A 19,118-nucleotide genomic window follows, 5' to 3' on the forward strand; every position below is an offset into this window, starting at 1 on the left:
TGGCAGGAAAGACTTGAAATCCCATTTTGCGCCCCAATTTTGAGGGCAATGGTGCATCGCAGCTGTATAACCACCGCTGTGACCGTGAGAAGATGCGTTGGCGGTGCCCACGCATCGAGTAACTAAAGAACAGGAATGCAATATGAGCGAGCACTCAATCGTCAACGTATCTGACGCTGAATTCGAAGCAGAAGTTCTCAAAGCTGAAGGCCCGGTGTTGGTAGATTTTTGGGCACAGTGGTGCGGTCCGTGCAAGATGATCGCTCCAGTGCTGGAAGACCTGGCAGGCCACTACGGCGATAAGTTGAAGATCGTAAAAGTAGACGTTGATGCGAATAAAGAGAGCCCGGCCAAATACAATGTCCGTGGTATCCCCACGCTGCTGCTGTTCAAAGGCGGCAATGTCGAAGGCACTAAAGTCGGCGCACTGTCCCGCGCACAGCTGACTGAGTTTATCGACGGTCAGCTGTAAGACTGTCGTTTCCATCCTGCAAAGGGGGTAAATTTCTTTGCAGGATTGGAAACACCCGTTATACTGGCTGTAATTCTGAAATAGTTCAGCGGTCTTGAATTAAATGAGACGAGCTGACAAAACGCCCCTCCACAGGGTCCCTGACCATCCCCGGCGCGTATACTCCTCGAGTTGAACTTGTTCTGATAATGCTCCATAAATTGATTATGGAGAGCAAAAGTTTACTGAGTACTGTGGTCTTGGTAGGAAAAGGTACCTAGGTGTATCGGGTAAATAAACGAGCTAATCTCTAATATCAAACCCCTCCTCAAAATTTCAGGCGTGTCCGCGCCATATGACAACAGAAACATTAATAAGCAATTGGTATGAATCTCTCCGAATTAAAAACCAAACCCATTGAAGAGTTGATTGAAATAGCCAAAGGCATGGGCCTTGAAAACCTGGCCCGTTCGCGCAAGCAGGATATTATTTTCAATATCCTCAAGCGCCACGCCAAAAGCGGTGAAGATATTTATGGCGACGGCGTATTAGAAATCCTTCAAGATGGTTTTGGATTTTTGCGTTCTGCTGACTCCTCTTATCTTGCGGGACCGGATGATATATATGTATCTCCAAGTCAGATTCGCCGATTTAATTTACGTACGGGTGACTCAATTTCCGGAAAGATTCGCCCACCGAAAGAAGGCGAAAGATATTTTGCCTTATTAAAAGTTAACGAAATTAATTTTGACAAACCGGAAAACGCACGTAACAAAATTCTTTTCGAAAACCTCACTCCTCTATTCCCCAACGATCGCCTCACCCTCGAGTGCGGAAACGGCTCCTCCGAAGACCTGATTGGTCGTATTATTGATCTTGTAGCTCCAATCGGGAAAGGCCAGCGCGGCTTGATTGTTGCGCCGCCGAAGGCCGGTAAAACGATTATGTTGCAAAATATGGCACAGGCCATTACGCGCAATAATCCAGAGTGCCATTTGATCGTACTGCTGATTGACGAGCGTCCTGAGGAAGTGACAGAAATGCAGCGCTCCGTGCGCGGTGAAGTTGTTGCCTCTACTTTTGATGAGCCGCCGGCACGTCACGTACAAGTTGCGGAAATGGTAATTGAAAAAGCCAAGCGCCTGGTTGAGCACAAGAAAGATGTGGTTATCTTGCTCGACTCTATCACCCGCCTGGCTCGCGCTTACAACACAACAGTTCCTAGCTCCGGTAAAGTATTAACCGGTGGTGTTGATGCTCACGCCTTAGAGCGCCCGAAGCGCTTCTTTGGGGCAGCGCGAAATATTGAAGAAGGCGGAAGTCTGTCTATTATTGCTACTGCACTTATCGATACCGGCTCGAAAATGGACGAAGTGATTTTCGAGGAATTTAAAGGTACCGGTAATATGGAATTGCAGCTGGATCGCAAAATTGCTGAAAAACGCGTATATCCAGCCATTAATGTGCGCAGATCCGGCACTCGCCGGGAAGAGCTGTTAATGCCTGAGGGCGAGCTGCAGCGAGTGTGGATTTTGCGTAAGCTGTTACACGATATGGAAGATGTTGCATCGACTGAATTCCTAGTGGATAAATTGAAAGATTTCAAGACAAATGACGAATTCTTCCTATCCATGAAACGGAAATAATTTTTGTATATAAAGTAGCGCCTAAAAAGGCGCTCTTTATTTATTAGGAGCAGAATAAGACGATTAATTGCGTCTATTACTGTTGAAAAGGCGAGCCATTAGGCATATAAAGTTCCACATTGTGGCGCTTGATATGGATTTTAGGCAACGCGCCTTACTGAATTGGCCCAGGGGTTTATTTCTCCGCAAAGGGCCAATCTCAAATGGTTAATCTGGTGGAGCTGGTTATCCATTTGTGACTGCACGACAGCCCACACACCTAGTGAGAACCTTTTGTGAATATCTATATTGGAAATCTGGCCTACGCGGTAACCTCTGACGACCTGCACGAAGCTTTTGGTGCATTCGGAGAGATCTCTCGGGCTACTGTTATCACCGACCGTGAGACTGGCCGCTCTAAAGGCTTCGGTTTCGTAGAAATGCCTAACGACGATGAAGCGCGCAAAGCTATCGAAGAGATGAACGACCAACCGCTGTCTGGCCGTAACATCCGCGTTAACGAAGCTAAGCCTCGCGAAGATCGTCCGCGTCGCCCCCGCTTCTAAGCTGTAAAAAGCTTATTATTTCCGCGGCTCGCAGCCTAGGCTTGCGAGCCGCGACTCCCTCCCGCCTCTCTCTTCATTCCAATTGGTGTGTTGTTACCCATCCTGCGCCTTCTGTTTTACACTGCGCTCTGGTTTATAGTCACGCCTTGTTAGCCCATGAAATATAAAGATCTACGCGACTTTATTAAGTTGCTGGAAAAGCGCGGCCTACTAAAACGAATCAAGCACCCTGTTGACCCCATTTTGGAAATGACAGAAATTTCCGATCGCGTATTGCGAGCTGAGGGGCCTGCATTGTTGTTTGAGAACCCGGTAGGCTTTGAGACCCCAGTTCTTGCCAATCTTTTCGGAACACCAGAGCGAGTCGCCCTGGGGATGGGAAGAGAGAGTGTTGCCGAACTGCGTGAAGTGGGAGAACTGCTGGCTTTTCTCAAGGAGCCGCAGCCACCGGAAAATCTCCGCGATGCCTGGGAGAAGTTGCCGGTCTTTAAGCAGGTCCTGAATATGGGGCCAAAAGTCGTAAAGGGTGCAGCTTGCCAACAGGTAGTCCTTGAGAGGGATCAGGTTGATCTGCATCAGCTGCCAATCCAAACCTGCTGGCCGGGAGATGCCGCTCCGCTGGTCACTTGGCCCTTAGTAATTACCCGAGGGCCTGAGAAGAAACGGCAAAACCTGGGCATATACCGGATGCAATTAATCGGAAAGAACCGCCTGATTATGCGTTGGCTCAGTCATCGCGGGGGGGCGCTGGATTATCGGGACTGGTGCAAGAAGCATCCCGGTGAACCCTATCCGGTAGCTGTTGCCCTGGGTGCCGATCCCGCCACAATTCTGGGGGCCGTTACCCCAGTGCCGGATACTTTGTCTGAGTATGCCTTTGCCGGCCTGCTGCGGGGGGATAAGACAGAAGTGACCGATGCCTTACTCAGTGATCTTCAGGTGCCTGCCAGTGCCGAATATGTTCTGGAAGGCTTTATCTATCCCGATGATATGGCTGATGAGGGGCCCTATGGAGACCACACCGGTTACTACAACGAAGTGGATAGCTTCCCTGTATTTACGGTAGAGAAGATTACGCACCGTAAAAACCCCATTTACCACAGCACCTATACCGGGCGTCCACCGGATGAACCTGCGATTTTAGGAGAGGCTTTAAACGAGGTTTTTGTGCCAATCCTACAAAAGCAATTTCCTGAAATTGTCGACTTCTATTTGCCGCCGGAGGGATGCTCTTACCGTCTCGCCGTGGTCACCATGAAGAAGCAGTATGCGGGTCATGCCAAGCGGGTAATGATGGGTGTTTGGTCCTTCCTGCGTCAGTTTATGTACACCAAATTTGTTATTGTCGCTGACGAAGACGTCAATGCCAGGGATTGGAAAGATGTAATCTGGGCGATGACCACACGTATGGACCCGGCGCGGGATACGGTGATGGTAGAAAATACTCCGATTGATTATTTGGATTTTGCTTCACCGGTCTCCGGTTTAGGCTCAAAAATAGGTTTTGATGCGACTAATAAATGGGAAGGTGAAACTAGTCGTGAGTGGGGTGTACCTATTGAGCGCGACCCGAATGTGGTTAAAAAGATTGATGAAATGTGGTCAAAATTGGGCCTCGAATAAGCACGGTGTTATATTCTCAGTACTCCTGTCCGAATAAGCGCCTCTGGTGGCGCTCAGTACAGTGACCGCTTAGCGGTCACTCTTTATTTTTCCTCTTTCTCTACATATATAATTTTATTGCTGGCGTCGCAGCTAGGTATGGGTTCGACCGTGGCTCTGAATTAACTATAAGGAATGCTTTAATGAGGAGAATTTATTTAGTACGCCTGATAGAGATAGTTGTTTTCGTATTTTGGTATTAGTACCAAGTGAACAGGAATAAAATACTGGAAATAACAATATCGAAGAGTTTATATCTGTAGTTAATTGGTATGCAGCCATACCTTGAATAGCCATTGCCAGAATAAAAGTGTGGGGGCTAATCCGAGCGTATTTGTCGCCATTTATTTTTGAATTGGAAATTAAATATAATTAATGTTCTTGATAAACAGAGATATGGATATTAACTCGGCCAATGCGATGAAGCGTATTGCTATTCGTCTCATGAAAATATAAAAAAACAACTGTGGAATGCCCACTCCCGAAATTTCTATTTTGAGGGGGCTTGTTGTGTATTTTTCTAAGGTTGGACAGGAATATGATAGGAAATTTATCAAAACTAGTAGTTCTATTTTTGGGGATAGCAATATTTCAGCCTGTGATTGCCAGCCAGGATAATGATGCAGAGGCAATTTTTGAGAAGATCAAAGGGCTAGCTGGAGAATGGAGAGAGGAAGGGACGGAAAATGACGATTTTGTTATTAGTTTTACTGATACAGCTGGGGGAAGTGTGGTACTGGAAAGTTGGCTCTATAACGGGCACCAACATTCCCTGACGGCCTACCACTTGGATAACGATAATTTAATAGTGACGCACTATTGCCCCCAGGGTAATCAGCCCAGGTTAAGCTGGCAAAAAAATAGTGCTGAAGATATTTTGGCATTCTCTTTCAAGGATGTAACTAATTTTACTTTGGACGGTAAGAGTCGTCTGGATAGCCTTTCTTTTACCTGGTTAGGTAACGGCAAGTTACAGCGGGAAGAGACTTACTTGAAGAACGGGGAGCAGTTACCCTCATCCCTGACCCTGGTACGTAAATAAGCTGCCAAATCGTTATTAACTGATAGTTTAGATGTATTATTTCTCAAAGCTGGAGCGAAATTCGCGCCAGCTTTTTTATTTGTGAACTTTATTGTGGTTTTGGTTTATATAAGTATGATTCGCGACTGAATTTGCATGCTGCTGCCATTATATTGGCATGGGGTGACAATGCAGGCTGTGTCCGGGTTGTGTTTTTGCGTATGACGACATGCTGCATTGAAAACAAGTGGATATCTAATTCCTGGGGTTGGGAAACGGTAGAAGTTGGAAGTGAGTAAATAACTAAAATTAAATGGAGAGGTAACAAATGGAATTAATTATTTTTGTAATTATTATGGTGGCAGTTCTTGTTCTGCCTCTGAAGTTGGCAGCTGCCATGTTGGGGGCGAAAAATACGGGTGTATTTTATTGTCTTTTCGCTTTGCTGTTGGCCCTAATTATTCAAAGAATTGTTGGCGGCATGTTGCCGGGTGTGACGGATAGCGCTGGAATTTTAATGACAATTCCCCTGGCTGCTATTGCCTATATGCTGGTACTTGGTACGGGTTTTTTAAAGGCTATTCTAATTGCACTTTTACAAGGGGTAATTACTTATTTTGCCATGCTACTTTTTGTGGGCTTGCCCTGGGCTGTTTAAGAACGAAATAAATTCTCGTAGAAAGTCTGCAAGCGGCGACTTATTGAATGTTAAATCGCCATTTGCACTATCATTGATTACTAATAGTTTCCTAGCGTACAAGCTATAACTTTCTGAAAAATGGATGCTCTACACATCAGTCTCCGTGCCAATGATGTGTTTCCTGGATAGGGTTTCTATTGGGCAGGCTGTAGGTCCTACTTTCCAATAGGAGCCGCAAGAAATTTACTTAAAACATCAATATAAGTTGGAAAGGCTTCGAACTGGGGTAAATGTCCAACCCCCTCCATCTCAACTAATTCGGCTTTGGGGATTTCTGCTGCTGTACGCTTTCCTAATTGATCGTACCAGCCTAATTTTTCTTGTACAGCTTCAGGCGCGCGGGCGCGGCCAATAGCTGTTCGATCTCGGGTACCTATAATCAGTAGGGTGGGCACCTTGATATTGGCAAACTCATAAAGTACCGGTTGAGTGAATACCATTTCGGAGGTTAGGGCATCCACGGTTGCCATATGAGCCGCATCGGGTCCCAGGGTCCAGCCAGCTTGAATATCCAGTAGCGGGTTATATTCTTCGCGCCACTGCTCAGAAAAGTAGGCTTTACTCATGTAGCGTTTGATAGATTCTGGCGTTTGTTTTTTCTCGCGAGTAATGGCTTTGTCCAAAGGTTCATAGGGAATCCATCGCTTCCAGTCTTCAAGGCCTATAGGGTTTACAAGTGCTAACTTTTTGACTCGCTCCGGGTACATCAGGGTAAACCGGGTAGCCAGCATACCTCCCATAGAGTGCCCAACTACCATAACTTCTCTTATTTTCAATTTATCCAATAAAACTTTGGTATTGTTGCTAAGCCCCTGAAAAGTATATTGGGTAAGCGGTTTACTGGATTTTCCGAAACCGATCTGGTCCGGTGCTATAACCCGGTACCCTAGCTGACTGAGTTGGGAGATAGTCTCCTTCCAATAAGCCGCCGAAAAATTCTTACCGTGTAACAGGAGTACCGTGCCTCTTGCATCTCTACCCTCTGTAGGCGGTACATCCATAAAGGCCATTGCCAGTGGTTGCCCCTGTTGTTCGAAATGAAAGTGATGAACTGGATAGGGATATTCGTAATCAGTTAAGGCTTTATCTTGAGGTGTTACTGAATATTCAGCAGATGCATGGCCGGTAAAAAACACACTGGCGGTAAAAAGTAAGGCAACTATGTAGCGCACAAAGAGGGTCACAGCCATGTCCTTATTGGTAAACGGGAGTTCACTATAGGCGCAATTGGGGAGTGGCTGAAAGGCCCGTCGGCCTTTCAGGGGGATGACTCAGGCGTGTGCGCCTAGTAGGGGAGTGCCCTGGCTGGGCATAGGCAACTGGGGCAAGTCCTTGACTGCTTGTAGCAAACCTTCCTCATAGAGTTTTGCTGCTTTGTCTTTTTCCCCAAGGGATTGAAATAGGCGAGCCAGTTCAGCGGAGGTAGCGGGATCTTGGCGCAACAACAGGCTTTTCTCGAAATACTGCTGCGCTTTGCCCCAAAGTTCATTGCGCATTGAGAGGCGTCCGAGACAGGTTAGCAGTGCGGCACTCTCCCCATACTCTTTCAGCCAACCTTCAGCTGCTGATATTTGTGCCGCAGGGGCGGCCCCCACCAGGCAGCCGTAGAGTTCGGCAAGATTGGGGTCCCAAGCTCGATTGAGTAGCCAGCGCAAATGCTTCTCTGCCTCTGTGTCTTCGCCAATCCGATGCAGTTGCTGTGCGTAGAGACTGCGCAGGGCTTCGTTGCGTTGCCAGCGGCCACTCAGGCTTTGCCAGGTATCGTGTAATTTATCGACATCTTTGCGATTAGCTGCTTCGGTCAGCTGATGTTGATACACCTCGAGTTCGAGCTGGTGTAGCTCTGCTTCGGGCATGTTCGCATGTTTCTCCAATTCGGGCAGTAGTGCGCGAAGACGGCTCCAGTCACCCAGAAGGTAATAAGCCTGCTTGAGAAGTTGTAACAGGGCAGGATGTTTCGGCTCGAGCTGCTTGGCGCGCTCCAGGCTGGCAATACACTGCTCGTAATGTTTATCCAGGAGCTGCATACGAGCTTGGCTTAGGGCTACAGCCAGGCGGGTATCTTCACCACAGGCCTCCGCTTTGGCGAGTAACTCATTGGCCTCCTCACGAAAGCCCAGCTCAAAGGCGCTGCGCGCTGCCGCCAAATAATTGATCAGCGGGGCTTCAGATCGAGGGGCACTCTTCAGCAGCTGACGGCGCGCCCGGGACCAGTTGCCCTCCATAAACTCCACCAAACCGCTGGTCAAGCGCCGACGCGCTACACGCTGGCGACCAAACCTCAGCCGGTCGACACTACCTCGGAATCCGCGAAAGATACTGCGAGCCAGCCAAATGGCAAAGAAGAGGATAATTAGAGCTGCTGCCAGCGAGAAAATTGCGAACCAGAGGTTCATCTCGTAGCCTTTATTCAGCTCACCGCCAATACCGATTACCAGGTAGCCGGGATAATTGTTAATAGCCTCCGGTAGAAAAGCGCCGAGCAGCAGTAGTACCAGAGCGGTGAAGAACAGTTTTTTCACTGGTTCTCCTCCTGTTGCGAGGCAGTTGGTGTGGCGGTGCCGGATGTTTTGTGTAAGCGCTCAATATAATTGCGCAGGGCAAGCTGGGAGGCGCTGAGGTCAGGCATTTCGACCTGGATACGCTGTTTGCTAAGTTCCGTTAGTTGTTGGGCCAGCGCATCGCGCTGCGGACTGGCAGTGCCGTAACTGAGTAGTAGCGACCGCGCACTATCCAGAGCGTCCCTGTAAACCGTGGTATCGCCGCGAAGCAATGCCAGTTGGGCCTGCTCCATATAAAGGCGCAGAGTCTGGCGAAAGCGAGCTTCACTCTGAGGGGACAGCATTACCGGATTGATGTCTCCATCAATGGGGCGTACCGATTCGCGCATAAAGCGGGTGAAGTTGTGCCACTCCCGCTTCCACAGGGGGGCACTCTCCTCAATGCTGGGCTGCTCTTCACTGGTTTGTTCTGCCGAAGCCATATCGAATTGTGGTTGAATATTTGTGCGGATTAGCTGTTCTTCCAAGGCGCTGAGACGGAGGTATAAACCCTGGCGATCGATGTTTTGGACCAGTTTCAGTGAGGTGATATCGCGGGCAAGCTGTTGGCGTACTCCGTATAGATCCGGTAAGTCCACATCGCGCAATATCTCGTCCACGCGGACGACCAGCCCCAGCGCAGCGCGACTATCGTCTTCGAGAAGCAGGCGTTGGTTGGCTAGACGCAACAGGTAATCTGCCTCAGCCAATTGCCAATCGTCGCGGCTTACATTTCCCAGCTGACCCAAACGGTTTCCCTGTGCGGTGACACTGCGCTGCATGGAAGCCAGTTGCTGCTGCAGTTGGGCGATAGTGCGATTTTGTCGCTCCAGTTGATTGCGTAAATTGGTATCGGCCTGCTCCAGCTGACTGAACTCCCCGGAATAATCTGGGGTTTGGGGTTCAGTTGGGGCTGGGGTAGCAGCAGGGGTTTCCGAAGTGGTATTGGAGGTCGGCGCTTGGGTGGTGTTTTCAGCGGCAGCCGGCACTTCCGTTGCAGGGGTAATAGTGGTGGTGCTCTCCGGGACTGCCGTTTTTCCGGGTAGATAGTTGAGGTAAGCGCCAAGGTGTTCGCGCAGCTGAGGAGAGTTAAACCAGGCCAGTGAGGCCACAGCAATCAAAATGAGGATGAACAGTAGCCACCACCACAGCCCATTGGATCTACTGGCCGCAGCACCGCCGCTGGCTTTACCAGTAGAGGCTTTTTCCTCTGAGGCTTTGGCGAAATTACTTTTGCCTTTTACAGGCTTTGTGTTTTCCGGGGGCTCATTGGTCGCGGCTATATTTTGATCTTTTTTATCGGTCATGGGTATGGCGGCGCAGGTGGAAAATGTCGTCAGATTATAACGAGTGGCGCGAGCCTTAATAGCGGGCTAAACGCCGTTTTAAGATTTTTAGCGCAAAGCGGTCGAGAATTCGATTGCAAATCAGCCGAGGGCTTTACGCAGTGTTTCCAGCATAGCGTTATCGCCGGCATTTAGCGCGCTATAGCAATGGGCAAAACCAAGCTCATTTGCCCGAGTGGCAACTCGTATACTCGGGCAGATAAGAGCGGTTTCAAAGAGTGTATTGCGGTTTATCTGGCGGATACAGGTAACCAGGTTATCGAGTGTTTCACCGCTGTGCACACTGATAATATCGGGTTGGAATTTATACTCAGCCAGGGAGGTTGCAGCCTCCGGTGGCAGCACTCTCCGATAGAGTTCGCAATAAGTTACTCGCGCACCCCTATCACTCAAGGTGTCGCCGATAAGAGGGCGGCCACCGGAGCCACGAAAAATAAGGACTCTTTTCCCGTCCAACTGCTGTAACCAGGGTAGGCGCAGCAACTCCTCGGAGTTCATCGTATTGCCACTTTGCTCGCAGGGTATACCGCGCTTCTCCAGGGCGCTTGCGGTTGCCGCGCCGATCGCCAGAAAGCGAGGACCCTGGGGAAACTGTGGCCAATAATCTTCAAGCCAGTCTATGCCGTAGCGCACGGCGTTCTGGGAAACAAAGATCGCGACATCCGTTTGATCGAAATCGAGAATTGAGTTTTTTAAGGCCTGTATGGCAGCTTGATCCTCAATTGGCTCTATGCCGAGCATGGGGATGTTATCTACCTGGGCCCCCAGGCTGCGCAGTAGCGCACACCAGTTATCAGCCTGCTGCGTTGGCCGCGTACTGAGAATACGTTTGCCCTGCAGCAGGTCGGAGGTGAGATCGCTCATGTCAGATAGCGGCGAGGATTTTATCGGCACCATCGGCCAGTAACTGTTCCGCGAGCTCAGTACCCAGTCGCTCTCCCTCAGCGGCAGGGCCGCGACTGTCGGCATGTATCATGGTTTTGCCATCGGGACTGCCAACGAGTCCGCGCAACCACAGGGTGTCACCATCCAGCTCGGCGTAGCAGCCGATAGGCACTTGGCAGCCGCCGTTGAGGCGCTTAACCAGGGCGCGCTCCGCACTGAGTCGGGCTGCGGTTTCCGGACAGTGGAGCGGTTGGATCAAGGCTTCCAGTTCGCTATCGCGGCGCGACTCGATACCCACTGCGCCCTGTCCACCAGCGGGGAGCAGGATGTCTGTTGCCAGGAAGCTGCGGATGCGTTCCGGCATCTCAAGTCGCAGCAGTCCGGCCGCAGCGAGGATGATTGCGTCGTAATCGCCGGCATCCAGCTTGGTCAGTCGGGTATTCACATTGCCCCGTAAAAAGGTGACTTTGATGTCCGGGCGACGGGCAAGTAATTGGCACTGTCGGCGCAAGCTGGAAGTGCCGACTACTGCTCCCTGGGGCAGGTCATCAAGGCTGTCATAAAGATTACTGACAAAGGCATCGCGGGGGTCTTCACGCTCGCAAATAATCGGCAGGTGAAGTCCTTCGGGGAATTCCATGGGGACATCTTTCATCGAGTGAACTGCGATGTCCGCACGGCCTTCGAGCATCGCCACTTCCAGTTCTTTAACGAACAGGCCTTTGCCACCCACTTTGGTTAGTGGGATGTCCAAAACCTGGTCACCCCGGCTGGTCAGGGGCAGTAACTCGATAAGAAGTTCGGGATGCGCCTGTTGCAGGCGGTCTTTGACATAGTTGGCCTGCCACAGAGCCAAAGCACTCTGTCGGGTGGCAATGCGAATACGATCTATAGACATGCGGCTCAATCACTTATTGGTTGAAGCGGCCATTCTAACAGAGTCGCAATGCCGTGAGGTTCTCTGTAGCCGAGGGGCTAGCCCCTGGTGCGCAGCCAGTCTTCGAGAATTATCCGTGCGGCTATTGAGTCCACTGGGTCTTGTGCGTAGTTGCCACGATGTCCGCGTTCGTTGGCCTCTTCCTTGGCGGCTCGGGTGCTTAAACGCTCGTCAATGAGCTCTACCGGTAGTCCATAGCGACCGTGCAGGCGCTGACTGAATTTTCGCGCACGCACGCCAAATTCACTTTCGCTGCCATCCATATTGAGGGGGAGGCCAACCAGTAAAAGGTGGGGCTGCCACTCTTTGATCAGGCCTTCGACGGAGTCCCAATTGGGTTTGCCATCTTTGGCGGGCAGTGGGGCCAGTTCCCGTGCTCCACCGGTAAGGCTCTGGCCGTAAGCTACGCCAATAGAACGGGTTCCAAAGTCAAAAGCTAGCGCTGTGACGGGTTTATTCATAGGGGTCAGTAATTTTTCTGTTAGGCGTGGCCAGCTTGGGAGCCGAGGCCGGAAAGATCGATGCCGTGGCGGGCGGCGGCGCTTTGCCAGCGTTTTTCGACCGGTGTGGCGAATAGGGTTTCGGGCTCTGCCGGCAGTGTCAGCCAGGCGTTTTCTGTCAGCTCCTGCTCCAACTGACCGGGCCCCCAGCCCGCGTAGCCGAGGGCGAGTAGTACATCGTCAGGGCCGCGCCCTGCGGCGAGGGATTCGAGAATGTCCTTGGAGGCAGTCAGGCTGATATCTGAATTGATTTCGGTGGTAGAGTCGAAGTGCATGCCGGTGCCGTGCAGTACAAATCCCTGCTCTGGTGACATAGGGCCGCCCAGTAGAACTGGTTCGTCACCGCGCAAGCTGAGATCCTCCAGAGACAGCTGCTCGAATACCTCGTGCCAGTGCACTTTACTGGGCATATTGATCACTATGCCCATGGCACCGTCGCTATTGTGCTCAACAATCAGTGCGATAGCGTGTTTGAAGCGCGGGTCCTCCATACCGGGCATAGCCAGAAGGAACTGGCCGCGCAGGTTTCCGTGAGTCAGGTCGCTATCGATATTCGAATTAGGCATAGATCAGTAATAAACCGCCAGTTGAAAGCCCATTTTAGCCTCGGCTGGGCAGATCCCCCGCAGAAGTAGTAAGTCCCCCGGTTCTTTCGAATTGCCAGGTACGGATAATTTCTAGTCGATCAACCTCGTTCTTGATCTCTACTGGGAAGGGAGCGAAGGGAGCAGCCAGACGCACAATTTGTTGGGCCGCATCATCGAGAATGCGCTCCCCGGAGGATTGAAGAATAACAACCTTCTCGACGGCTCCGGTGGGAAGCAACCGCACCATCATGCGTAACTCGCCACTAATTTGTTTTTCCAAGGCCTCTTCGGGAAAGTTATCACTGCCAACAGCTTCTATCTTCTGGCGCCATTCATGTAAATAAGCGGCATCGGCTGAGGCTCTGGTAGCTACAGATGTCAATCTGCGTACTCGGGGGCGCTCGGCAATAGTTTGGCGAATTTTATCGAGACGCGCCTCTAGGCTAGCTATTTTAGGGTTGCTCAATGGCAGGTCATTGGGTGCGTCGCCGCGCTTTTCCTCGGATAACTTATCTTCTGCCGAAAGTTCAGGAGCCTGAACCGGGCTCTCACCAACTGTGGTAATTAACAGGCGGCGCTGCTCTGCTGGCCGCGCAGATTGTTGTTGTGGCAAAGGCGTCACGCGATGAATTTGCGTATCGGCAAACTCGGCACGGCGCTTAGTGGATAACTCTTTCCGAGAGTCTGCGGTACCACTGGCTAATTGGTTGTGCTGTGCAAAGTAGTCAGCATCCTCTGGGGCCTGAGCGGAATTTTGCAAAGAAAGTGTGACTTCAAGTGTCGGTGGCGCCTGTGCACCTTTCGGAGCAGCAAAAGCCACTCCGAAAACAATTAGCGCATGTAACGCGGCGGCTAGAAATAATGAGAACACAAAGCGTTCACGCTGCATTGCATGAAACTGTGTCGCGTTGGCAGAGGAATTCATTATCTATTATCAACTACTACTTATTCGGGCGTGCGTTTCACACAGCCTTGTTCTCAGTGGTAAACCGCCCTGAGAGTTATCAAACGCGCAGTTTACCTTTTTTGTGCCAGCAGGTGTGTGATGCCGCTCATTAGTCGCGCGCCTATGTCCGTATTGTAAGCGGCATCAATTTCCCGTACACAAGTGGGACTGGTAACGTTAATTTCTGTTAGGTAGTCACCAATAACGTCCAGCCCGACAAATAACAGACCTTTTTCCTTCAAAGTGGGAGCGACTTGCTCAACGATCCAACGATCTCTATCGGTCAGAGGGCGTGCTTCGCCGCGCCCGCCGGCTGCAAGATTGCCGCGAGTCTCGCCCGCTTCCGGAATTCGCGCCAAGCAATAGGGAATCGCTTCACCGTTAACGACCAGGATACGCTTGTCACCGTCTTTGATTTCGGGGATGTAACGCTGCGCCATAATCTGCTGGCGGCCGTGCTCGGTAAGCATTTCCAGAATTGCTCCCAAGTTGGCGCCGTCCGGTTTGCAATGAAAGATGCCCGCACCGCCCATACCGTCTAGAGGTTTAAAAATGACATCTTGATGAGTTCGGTGAAATTCCCGCAGCTTGGCCATATCGCGACTGACTAGAACCGGTGGGCAGCACTGGGGGAAACTTGTCGCAAAAATTTTCTCATTACAGTCGCGTAGCGCCTGGGGCTTGTTGACTACCGTTGCACCTTCGCGCTCTGCGGCTTCGAGAATATAAGTGGAATAAATATATTCATTATCAAAGGGGGGTCGACACGCATCAGGATTACATCCAGCTCGCCGAGAGGCATTTCTCTGGACTCTTCCAGAGAAAACCAACGATTCTCATCATCAAAAACCTGCATAGGGCAGCCGCGCCCAGTTGCGCGCCCATTCTCCAGGTAAAGATGGCTCTGCTCGAAATAAAATAGCTGGAAACCACAATCTTGTGCGGCTTGTAACAGTGCAAGCGTCGTATCTTTTTTAAAATTGATCTGGGCGATGGGGTCCATCACCACACCGAGGGAATAATTCATACGGGTTTCCAAATCGTTGGGTATTTCTATCCCAGTTATCACTGGTTTTGCTCCCAAATTTGTGGCCGCTACCAGCGTTGTTGGATAGATAAGGTAAGAGCAGCTTTGCGAAGGTGCAACCTTCTTAACGCAATACCTCCAATGAATGTATAAGTGGTGATAATTTGAACTGCGTCGCCTGCAGTGTGTCGACTCAGCTAGATTCGCCTGGGGTTCTGTGATAAAAGTTCGTCTCAGCGTGCGACCTTCGCCAGGCTAGGCGCCCGGACCCCGCAAGCGGTTTGAAAAAAGGGCGCAACTAAAGTTTTCGCGTGCCCGAAAATAAGTAAACAGGGGATTCAAAAAAGACTATGGAGCTTAACTGGGAAAGTCTGACTGTCATGGTGATCGACGACAGTAAGACAATTCGCCGCACTGCGGAGACGTTGCTGCAAAAGGCGGGCTGTACCGTGGTCACCGCGACAGACGGTTTTGATGCGTTAGCAAAAATCGCGGACTCCCGTCCGGATGTCATTTTTGTCGATATTATGATGCCGCGCCTGGATGGCTATCAAACATGTGCGTTAATAAAAAATAACAGCGAATTCCGCTCCACCCCTGTTGTAATGTTGTCGAGTAAGGACGGTTTGTTCGATAAGGCAAAAGGGCGTGTTGTTGGTTGCGATCAATATCTGACCAAACCTTTTAGTAAGAGCGAGCTGCTGGGTGCTATTTCCGCTCATGCCAAGCCGCACCATGCCGCATAAGTGGCCTACAGAAAAAGAAAATATAGATAACGGACTCCATTGTGGGCATTGTGCCCACAAGCTCGGTACCAAAATTTAATTTGAGTACAGATTTTCCGGTTGTTACATACCGGTTGATTTTTGTACCCACACTATCGGTAGTCATAGTGCATCTCGGCACATGCTAGCGAGGATAATCACAACAAAAACCGCCGAGCGCAGTAGTTGTTGCCGAAAAGATGTCATGGGGGAAATGATGGCAAGAGTACTAATAGTTGATGACTCTCCTACAGAAACACATAAGCTGACAACCATTCTTGAAAAAAATGGCCACGCAGTAATCACCGCTCCAAACGGTGAAAGCGGAGTTGAAGTAGCCCGCGCCGAACGCCCCGACCTGATCCTGATGGATATTGTGATGCCGGGTCTCAACGGTTTCCAGGCCACCCGCCAATTGAGCAAAGACAGCAATACCGGTGAAATTCCGATCATTATGGTAACTACCAAAGATCAGGATACAGACCGTGTCTGGGGTATGCGCCAGGGAGCCAGGGCTTACCTGACCAAACCTGTCGATGAGAGCAAATTGCTGGATGCGATCGGGGAGGTGTTGGCCTAATAGCCAGCTGCGAAAAGTGCAGTCACAAACACCTTATTTAGCTCTGGTTGATATTGCACGGCGCGCCAAAGCGCAGGCCACTGGCCTGCCTGGCCGCCGGGAAATCAAACCCTACTGGACCGGTATCGGTTTCTCTCTTCTGGATAACCACTTTGTCGCCTCCATGGATGACGTTGTGGAATTGCTCGAAGTGCCACAGCACACCTTTATTCCGGGCGTTCAGCCTTGGGTAAAAGGCGTCTCTAATGTTCGTGGTCGCCTGCTTCCCCTTATTGATCTCGCAGCTTTTTATGGCGGCTACCTCTCAGGTCCGCGCCAGCAACGTCGTGTTTTGGTGCTCGAGAGGGATAAGACCTACGTGGGGCTTATCGTGGATAAATTGTTTGGGATGCAGCACTTGGCGTTTGAGTATGCCCGTGAGGCACCGACAGATTTGAGTGAACCATTTGCGCCAATGGTGCACGGCCAGTTTGTTTTACAGCAGCATCGTTGGCTCGTTCTCGATATGCGGGCACTGATCAAGGATGCGCGTTTTATGGATGCAGCTTTACGCTGACTAATCCAGTTCTTTCTTTCCGGTAGCCGAGGGTGGTCGACCGGATGGCCCGCAATTAGTGCAGGGATGTACAGCACTGACTGAGGGGTCTTGTCATTAAAGCGTTAAAACTAAAGTGGTATTAAACCGGCCTAATGCAATGGCCCGCTAGGAGTAAATTATGAAACCAGGCTCCCAGAGTTCCTTTTCCGCGCTGCGCAGTAACCCTGCCGCGCTGGTATTAGGTCTACTGGTACTCGCCACGCTGGCGGGGCTTATTGTCAGTATTTATTTGGTACAGACTCGAGACGAGCAGGATAAAGAGTACCTGCAGCAAGTCGCCGAGTTGCGGGCCCTTTCCTATCAGGTAGTTTCCTATGCGCCGGCGGCAACCGCAGGCGATAGTGAGGCCTTTACCGAGCTGGAAAATGTTACCGAAGAAATGGCTAATGCCTGGAACCAGCTTCAGCGAATGGATGACAATAGTCGCCGCGCCCTGGGTGCTCAGCTGTCTGCTTACGATCAGGTTTGGCGCAGCTTGCGCGAGCAGGTCGATACGATTATCGGCAACCAGGAAACCATCGTATTTCTTAACGATATCGCTTCAACGCTGAGTGACTCGCTTCCGGAATTACAGGCTGAGCACAACAATATTGTAGAAATTCTGCTGGCTAACAACGCCCCGGCAAATCAGGTGGAACAGGCCCAGTTGCAGGTTTGGCGTGCGGAGCGTATTGGTCGAAATATCGATAAAATGCTCCAAGGTGGCGATGATGCTGAAGCCGCCGCTGACCAGTTTAATACCGACGCCAGTCTTTTCGGTAAGGTGGTTGACGGTATGAAGAGCGGCGATGTGGTGATGGGGATTTCCCGTATCACCGATGAAGAGGCTCGCCACTCATTGGATGAAATTACTGAGCTGTTCGGCTTTGTAAGCACCTCCGTACGGGATATCTTCGAAGCAACTCCAGCCCTGTTTGCTACCCGCCAGGCCTCTGACGGCATTATCGCGTCATCTCCCCAGCTGATCGAAGCATTGAGTACGCTGAATGACCGAATCGTAAACCTTTCAGATGATCGCCAGCCCAACAACTTGACCATTGCTGCACTGGCTTTGGTCTTCGTTTTGTTGATCTTCGGTATGATGGCGATGGCATTCTCCGGTACCCGCCGAAACCTGAAAAAAGAGGAAGATACCAACGAGCGTAACCAGCACGCGATTATGCAGTTGCTGGACGAGCTGGCCGACCTCGCCGACGGTGACTTGACCACCTCTGCAACGGTAACCGAAGCCTTTACTGGTGCGATTGCCGACTCCATTAACTTTACTATTGACCAGCTGCGTGTGCTGGTATCGCGGATTAATGGTGCTGCACAGGAAGTATCTGGCTTGTCCCAGGAAACCCAGCAGACTGCACTGCACTTGGCCGAGGCCTCTGAGCACCAGGCACAGGAAATTGCCGGAGCTTCTGCCGCGGTTAACGAAATGGCGGTCACCATTGACCAGGTATCTGCCAACGCCTCCGAATCTGCCCAGGTAGCCGAGCGCTCGGTACATATCGCAAGTAATGGCGCCAAGGTGGTACAGAACACCATTAAAGGCATGGATAACATCCGCGAGCAGATTCAGGATACCTCCAAGCGAATTAAGCGCCTGGGTGAATCCTCCCAGGAAATTGGCGATATCGTAAGTTTGATTAACGACATTGCCGACCAGACCAACATTCTTGCATTGAATGCCGCGATCCAGGCGAGCATGGCCGGTGATGCCGGTCGAGGCTTCGCGGTGGTAGCGGATGAGGTACAGCGACTTGCGGAGCGCTCTGCAGCTGCAACCAAGCAGATTGAAGGTCTGGTAAAAGCGATTCAGTCTGATACCAACGAGGCGGTAATCTCCATGGAACAAACCACCAGTGAGGTGGTACGTGGAGCTCGTCTGGCCCAGGATGCGGGTGTTGCACTGGAAGAAATTGAGAATGTATCCAACAACCTGGCATCGTTGATTCAGAACATTTCTAACGCTGCACGTCAGCAGGCTTCGTCTGCAGGCCACATTTCCAACACGATGAACGTGATTCAGGAAATTACCTCGCAGACCTCTGCGGGTACCCAGGCTACCGCCCAGTCCATTGGTAACCTGGCGCAGACCGCGAGTGCACTGCGCGAATCCGTTGCCGGCTTCAAACTTCCGCAAGAGGAAAGTGTTGAAAGCAACAGCGAGCTGTATGACGTGGAGTTGCCGGAAATGGATACAGATACTTTCGCTATTGAAGGTGAAGATACTCATTCATTGGAGTCCCGCGAAGACCGGGCCCTGGCCTAACCCACACAATAATACCCGGCCATTATGAAAGTTGGCCGGGTGCAAAAGGGGCGCACGGAATTGCTTCCGATAAATCCGCGGGTTTTTCTCGCAGAAAACTGTAGCGCTTGAGTACTGAATAAA

18 protein-coding genes and 1 pseudogene are annotated in these 19,118 nt (G+C 50.8%); 10 read left to right on the forward strand and 9 right to left on the reverse strand.

Annotated elements, in window-relative coordinates; translation table 11 throughout:
* The first annotated feature begins 142 nt into the window (after nucleotides 1–142).
* From trxA to QT397_04465, 6 genes are all read left to right on the forward strand, one after another.
* Complete coding sequence (trxA, locus tag QT397_04440) at nucleotides 143–472, forward strand: thioredoxin TrxA (protein WNZ56620.1); 330 nt, start codon at nucleotides 143–145, stop codon at nucleotides 470–472.
* 365 nt (nucleotides 473–837) lie between these two features.
* Nucleotides 838–2,097 carry a transcription termination factor Rho gene (gene rho / locus QT397_04445; GenBank protein ID WNZ56621.1) on the forward strand — a complete coding sequence of 420 codons (1,260 nt, stop codon included), beginning with the start codon at nucleotides 838–840 and terminating at the stop codon, nucleotides 2,095–2,097.
* 275 nt (nucleotides 2,098–2,372) lie between these two features.
* Nucleotides 2,373–2,642, forward strand: coding sequence for an RNA-binding protein (locus QT397_04450; protein ID WNZ56622.1), 270 nt, complete (start codon nucleotides 2,373–2,375; stop codon nucleotides 2,640–2,642).
* Nucleotides 2,643–2,798: 156 nt separating this feature from the next.
* Nucleotides 2,799–4,265, forward strand: a complete 1,467-nt coding sequence (gene ubiD, locus QT397_04455; GenBank protein ID WNZ56623.1) for a 4-hydroxy-3-polyprenylbenzoate decarboxylase — start codon at nucleotides 2,799–2,801, stop codon at nucleotides 4,263–4,265.
* Nucleotides 4,266–4,842: 577 nt separating this feature from the next.
* A complete protein-coding gene (locus QT397_04460; GenBank protein ID WNZ56624.1) occupies nucleotides 4,843–5,346 on the forward strand; it encodes a hypothetical protein in 504 nt (167 codons plus the stop codon).
* Between the two features lie 307 nt (nucleotides 5,347–5,653).
* The gene (locus QT397_04465; GenBank protein ID WNZ56625.1) at nucleotides 5,654–5,983 is read left to right on the forward strand and encodes a hypothetical protein; all 330 of its coding nucleotides are present in this window, start codon (nucleotides 5,654–5,656) and stop codon (nucleotides 5,981–5,983) included.
* Nucleotides 5,984–6,180: 197 nt separating this feature from the next.
* On the opposite strand, the gene QT397_04470 is transcribed toward QT397_04465, so the two are convergent.
* From QT397_04470 to gshB, 9 genes and pseudogenes are all read right to left on the reverse strand, one after another.
* Complete coding sequence (locus tag QT397_04470; GenBank protein ID WNZ56626.1) at nucleotides 6,181–7,209, reverse strand: alpha/beta hydrolase; 1,029 nt, start codon at nucleotides 7,207–7,209, stop codon at nucleotides 6,181–6,183.
* 87 nt (nucleotides 7,210–7,296) lie between these two features.
* Entirely contained in the window at nucleotides 7,297–8,547 is a 1,251-nt protein-coding gene (locus tag QT397_04475; GenBank protein WNZ56627.1) for a heme biosynthesis HemY N-terminal domain-containing protein, read from the reverse strand.
* Nucleotides 8,544–9,872 (reverse strand): uroporphyrinogen-III C-methyltransferase, encoded by a 1,329-nt coding sequence (locus tag QT397_04480; GenBank protein WNZ56628.1) that lies wholly within the window; start codon nucleotides 9,870–9,872, stop codon nucleotides 8,544–8,546. The genes QT397_04475 and QT397_04480 overlap by 4 nt, the downstream gene beginning before the upstream one ends.
* A 120-nt stretch (nucleotides 9,873–9,992) precedes the next feature.
* Nucleotides 9,993–10,775: a uroporphyrinogen-III synthase gene (locus QT397_04485; GenBank protein WNZ56629.1), complete on the reverse strand. Its 783-nt coding sequence runs from the start codon at nucleotides 10,773–10,775 to the stop codon at nucleotides 9,993–9,995.
* Between the two features lies 1 nt (nucleotide 10,776).
* On the reverse strand, nucleotides 10,777–11,694 hold the full coding sequence (gene hemC, locus QT397_04490; GenBank protein ID WNZ56630.1) for a hydroxymethylbilane synthase: 918 nt from the start codon (nucleotides 11,692–11,694) through the stop codon (nucleotides 10,777–10,779).
* A gap of 77 nt (nucleotides 11,695–11,771) precedes the next feature.
* Nucleotides 11,772–12,194 (reverse strand): Holliday junction resolvase RuvX, encoded by a 423-nt coding sequence (ruvX, locus tag QT397_04495; protein ID WNZ56631.1) that lies wholly within the window; start codon nucleotides 12,192–12,194, stop codon nucleotides 11,772–11,774.
* 20 nt (nucleotides 12,195–12,214) lie between these two features.
* A complete protein-coding gene (locus QT397_04500; GenBank protein ID WNZ56632.1) occupies nucleotides 12,215–12,799 on the reverse strand; it encodes a YqgE/AlgH family protein in 585 nt (194 codons plus the stop codon).
* A gap of 34 nt (nucleotides 12,800–12,833) precedes the next feature.
* Nucleotides 12,834–13,745: a TonB family protein gene (locus tag QT397_04505; GenBank protein ID WNZ56633.1), complete on the reverse strand. Its 912-nt coding sequence runs from the start codon at nucleotides 13,743–13,745 to the stop codon at nucleotides 12,834–12,836.
* 92 nt (nucleotides 13,746–13,837) lie between these two features.
* A pseudogene (gene gshB, locus QT397_04510) lies at nucleotides 13,838–14,793 on the reverse strand (glutathione synthase).
* A gap of 350 nt (nucleotides 14,794–15,143) precedes the next feature.
* Here gshB and pilG point away from each other — a divergent pair.
* The 4 genes from pilG to QT397_04530 all read left to right on the forward strand — a co-directional run bounded on the left by pilG (nucleotide 15,144) and on the right by QT397_04530 (nucleotide 18,995).
* Nucleotides 15,144–15,539 (forward strand): twitching motility response regulator PilG, encoded by a 396-nt coding sequence (gene pilG / locus QT397_04515; protein WNZ56634.1) that lies wholly within the window; start codon nucleotides 15,144–15,146, stop codon nucleotides 15,537–15,539.
* Nucleotides 15,540–15,774: 235 nt separating this feature from the next.
* Nucleotides 15,775–16,137, forward strand: a complete 363-nt coding sequence (gene pilH / locus QT397_04520; GenBank protein ID WNZ58494.1) for a twitching motility response regulator PilH — start codon at nucleotides 15,775–15,777, stop codon at nucleotides 16,135–16,137.
* 16 nt (nucleotides 16,138–16,153) lie between these two features.
* Nucleotides 16,154–16,693, forward strand: coding sequence for a chemotaxis protein CheW (locus tag QT397_04525; GenBank protein ID WNZ56635.1), 540 nt, complete (start codon nucleotides 16,154–16,156; stop codon nucleotides 16,691–16,693).
* Nucleotides 16,694–16,853: 160 nt separating this feature from the next.
* Complete coding sequence (locus tag QT397_04530; GenBank protein WNZ56636.1) at nucleotides 16,854–18,995, forward strand: methyl-accepting chemotaxis protein; 2,142 nt, start codon at nucleotides 16,854–16,856, stop codon at nucleotides 18,993–18,995.
* Nucleotides 18,996–19,118: the final 123 nt, after the last annotated feature.

This window comes from Microbulbifer sp. MKSA007 (assembly GCA_032615215.1).
In the GTDB taxonomy this organism is placed as follows: domain Bacteria; phylum Pseudomonadota; class Gammaproteobacteria; order Pseudomonadales; family Cellvibrionaceae; genus Microbulbifer.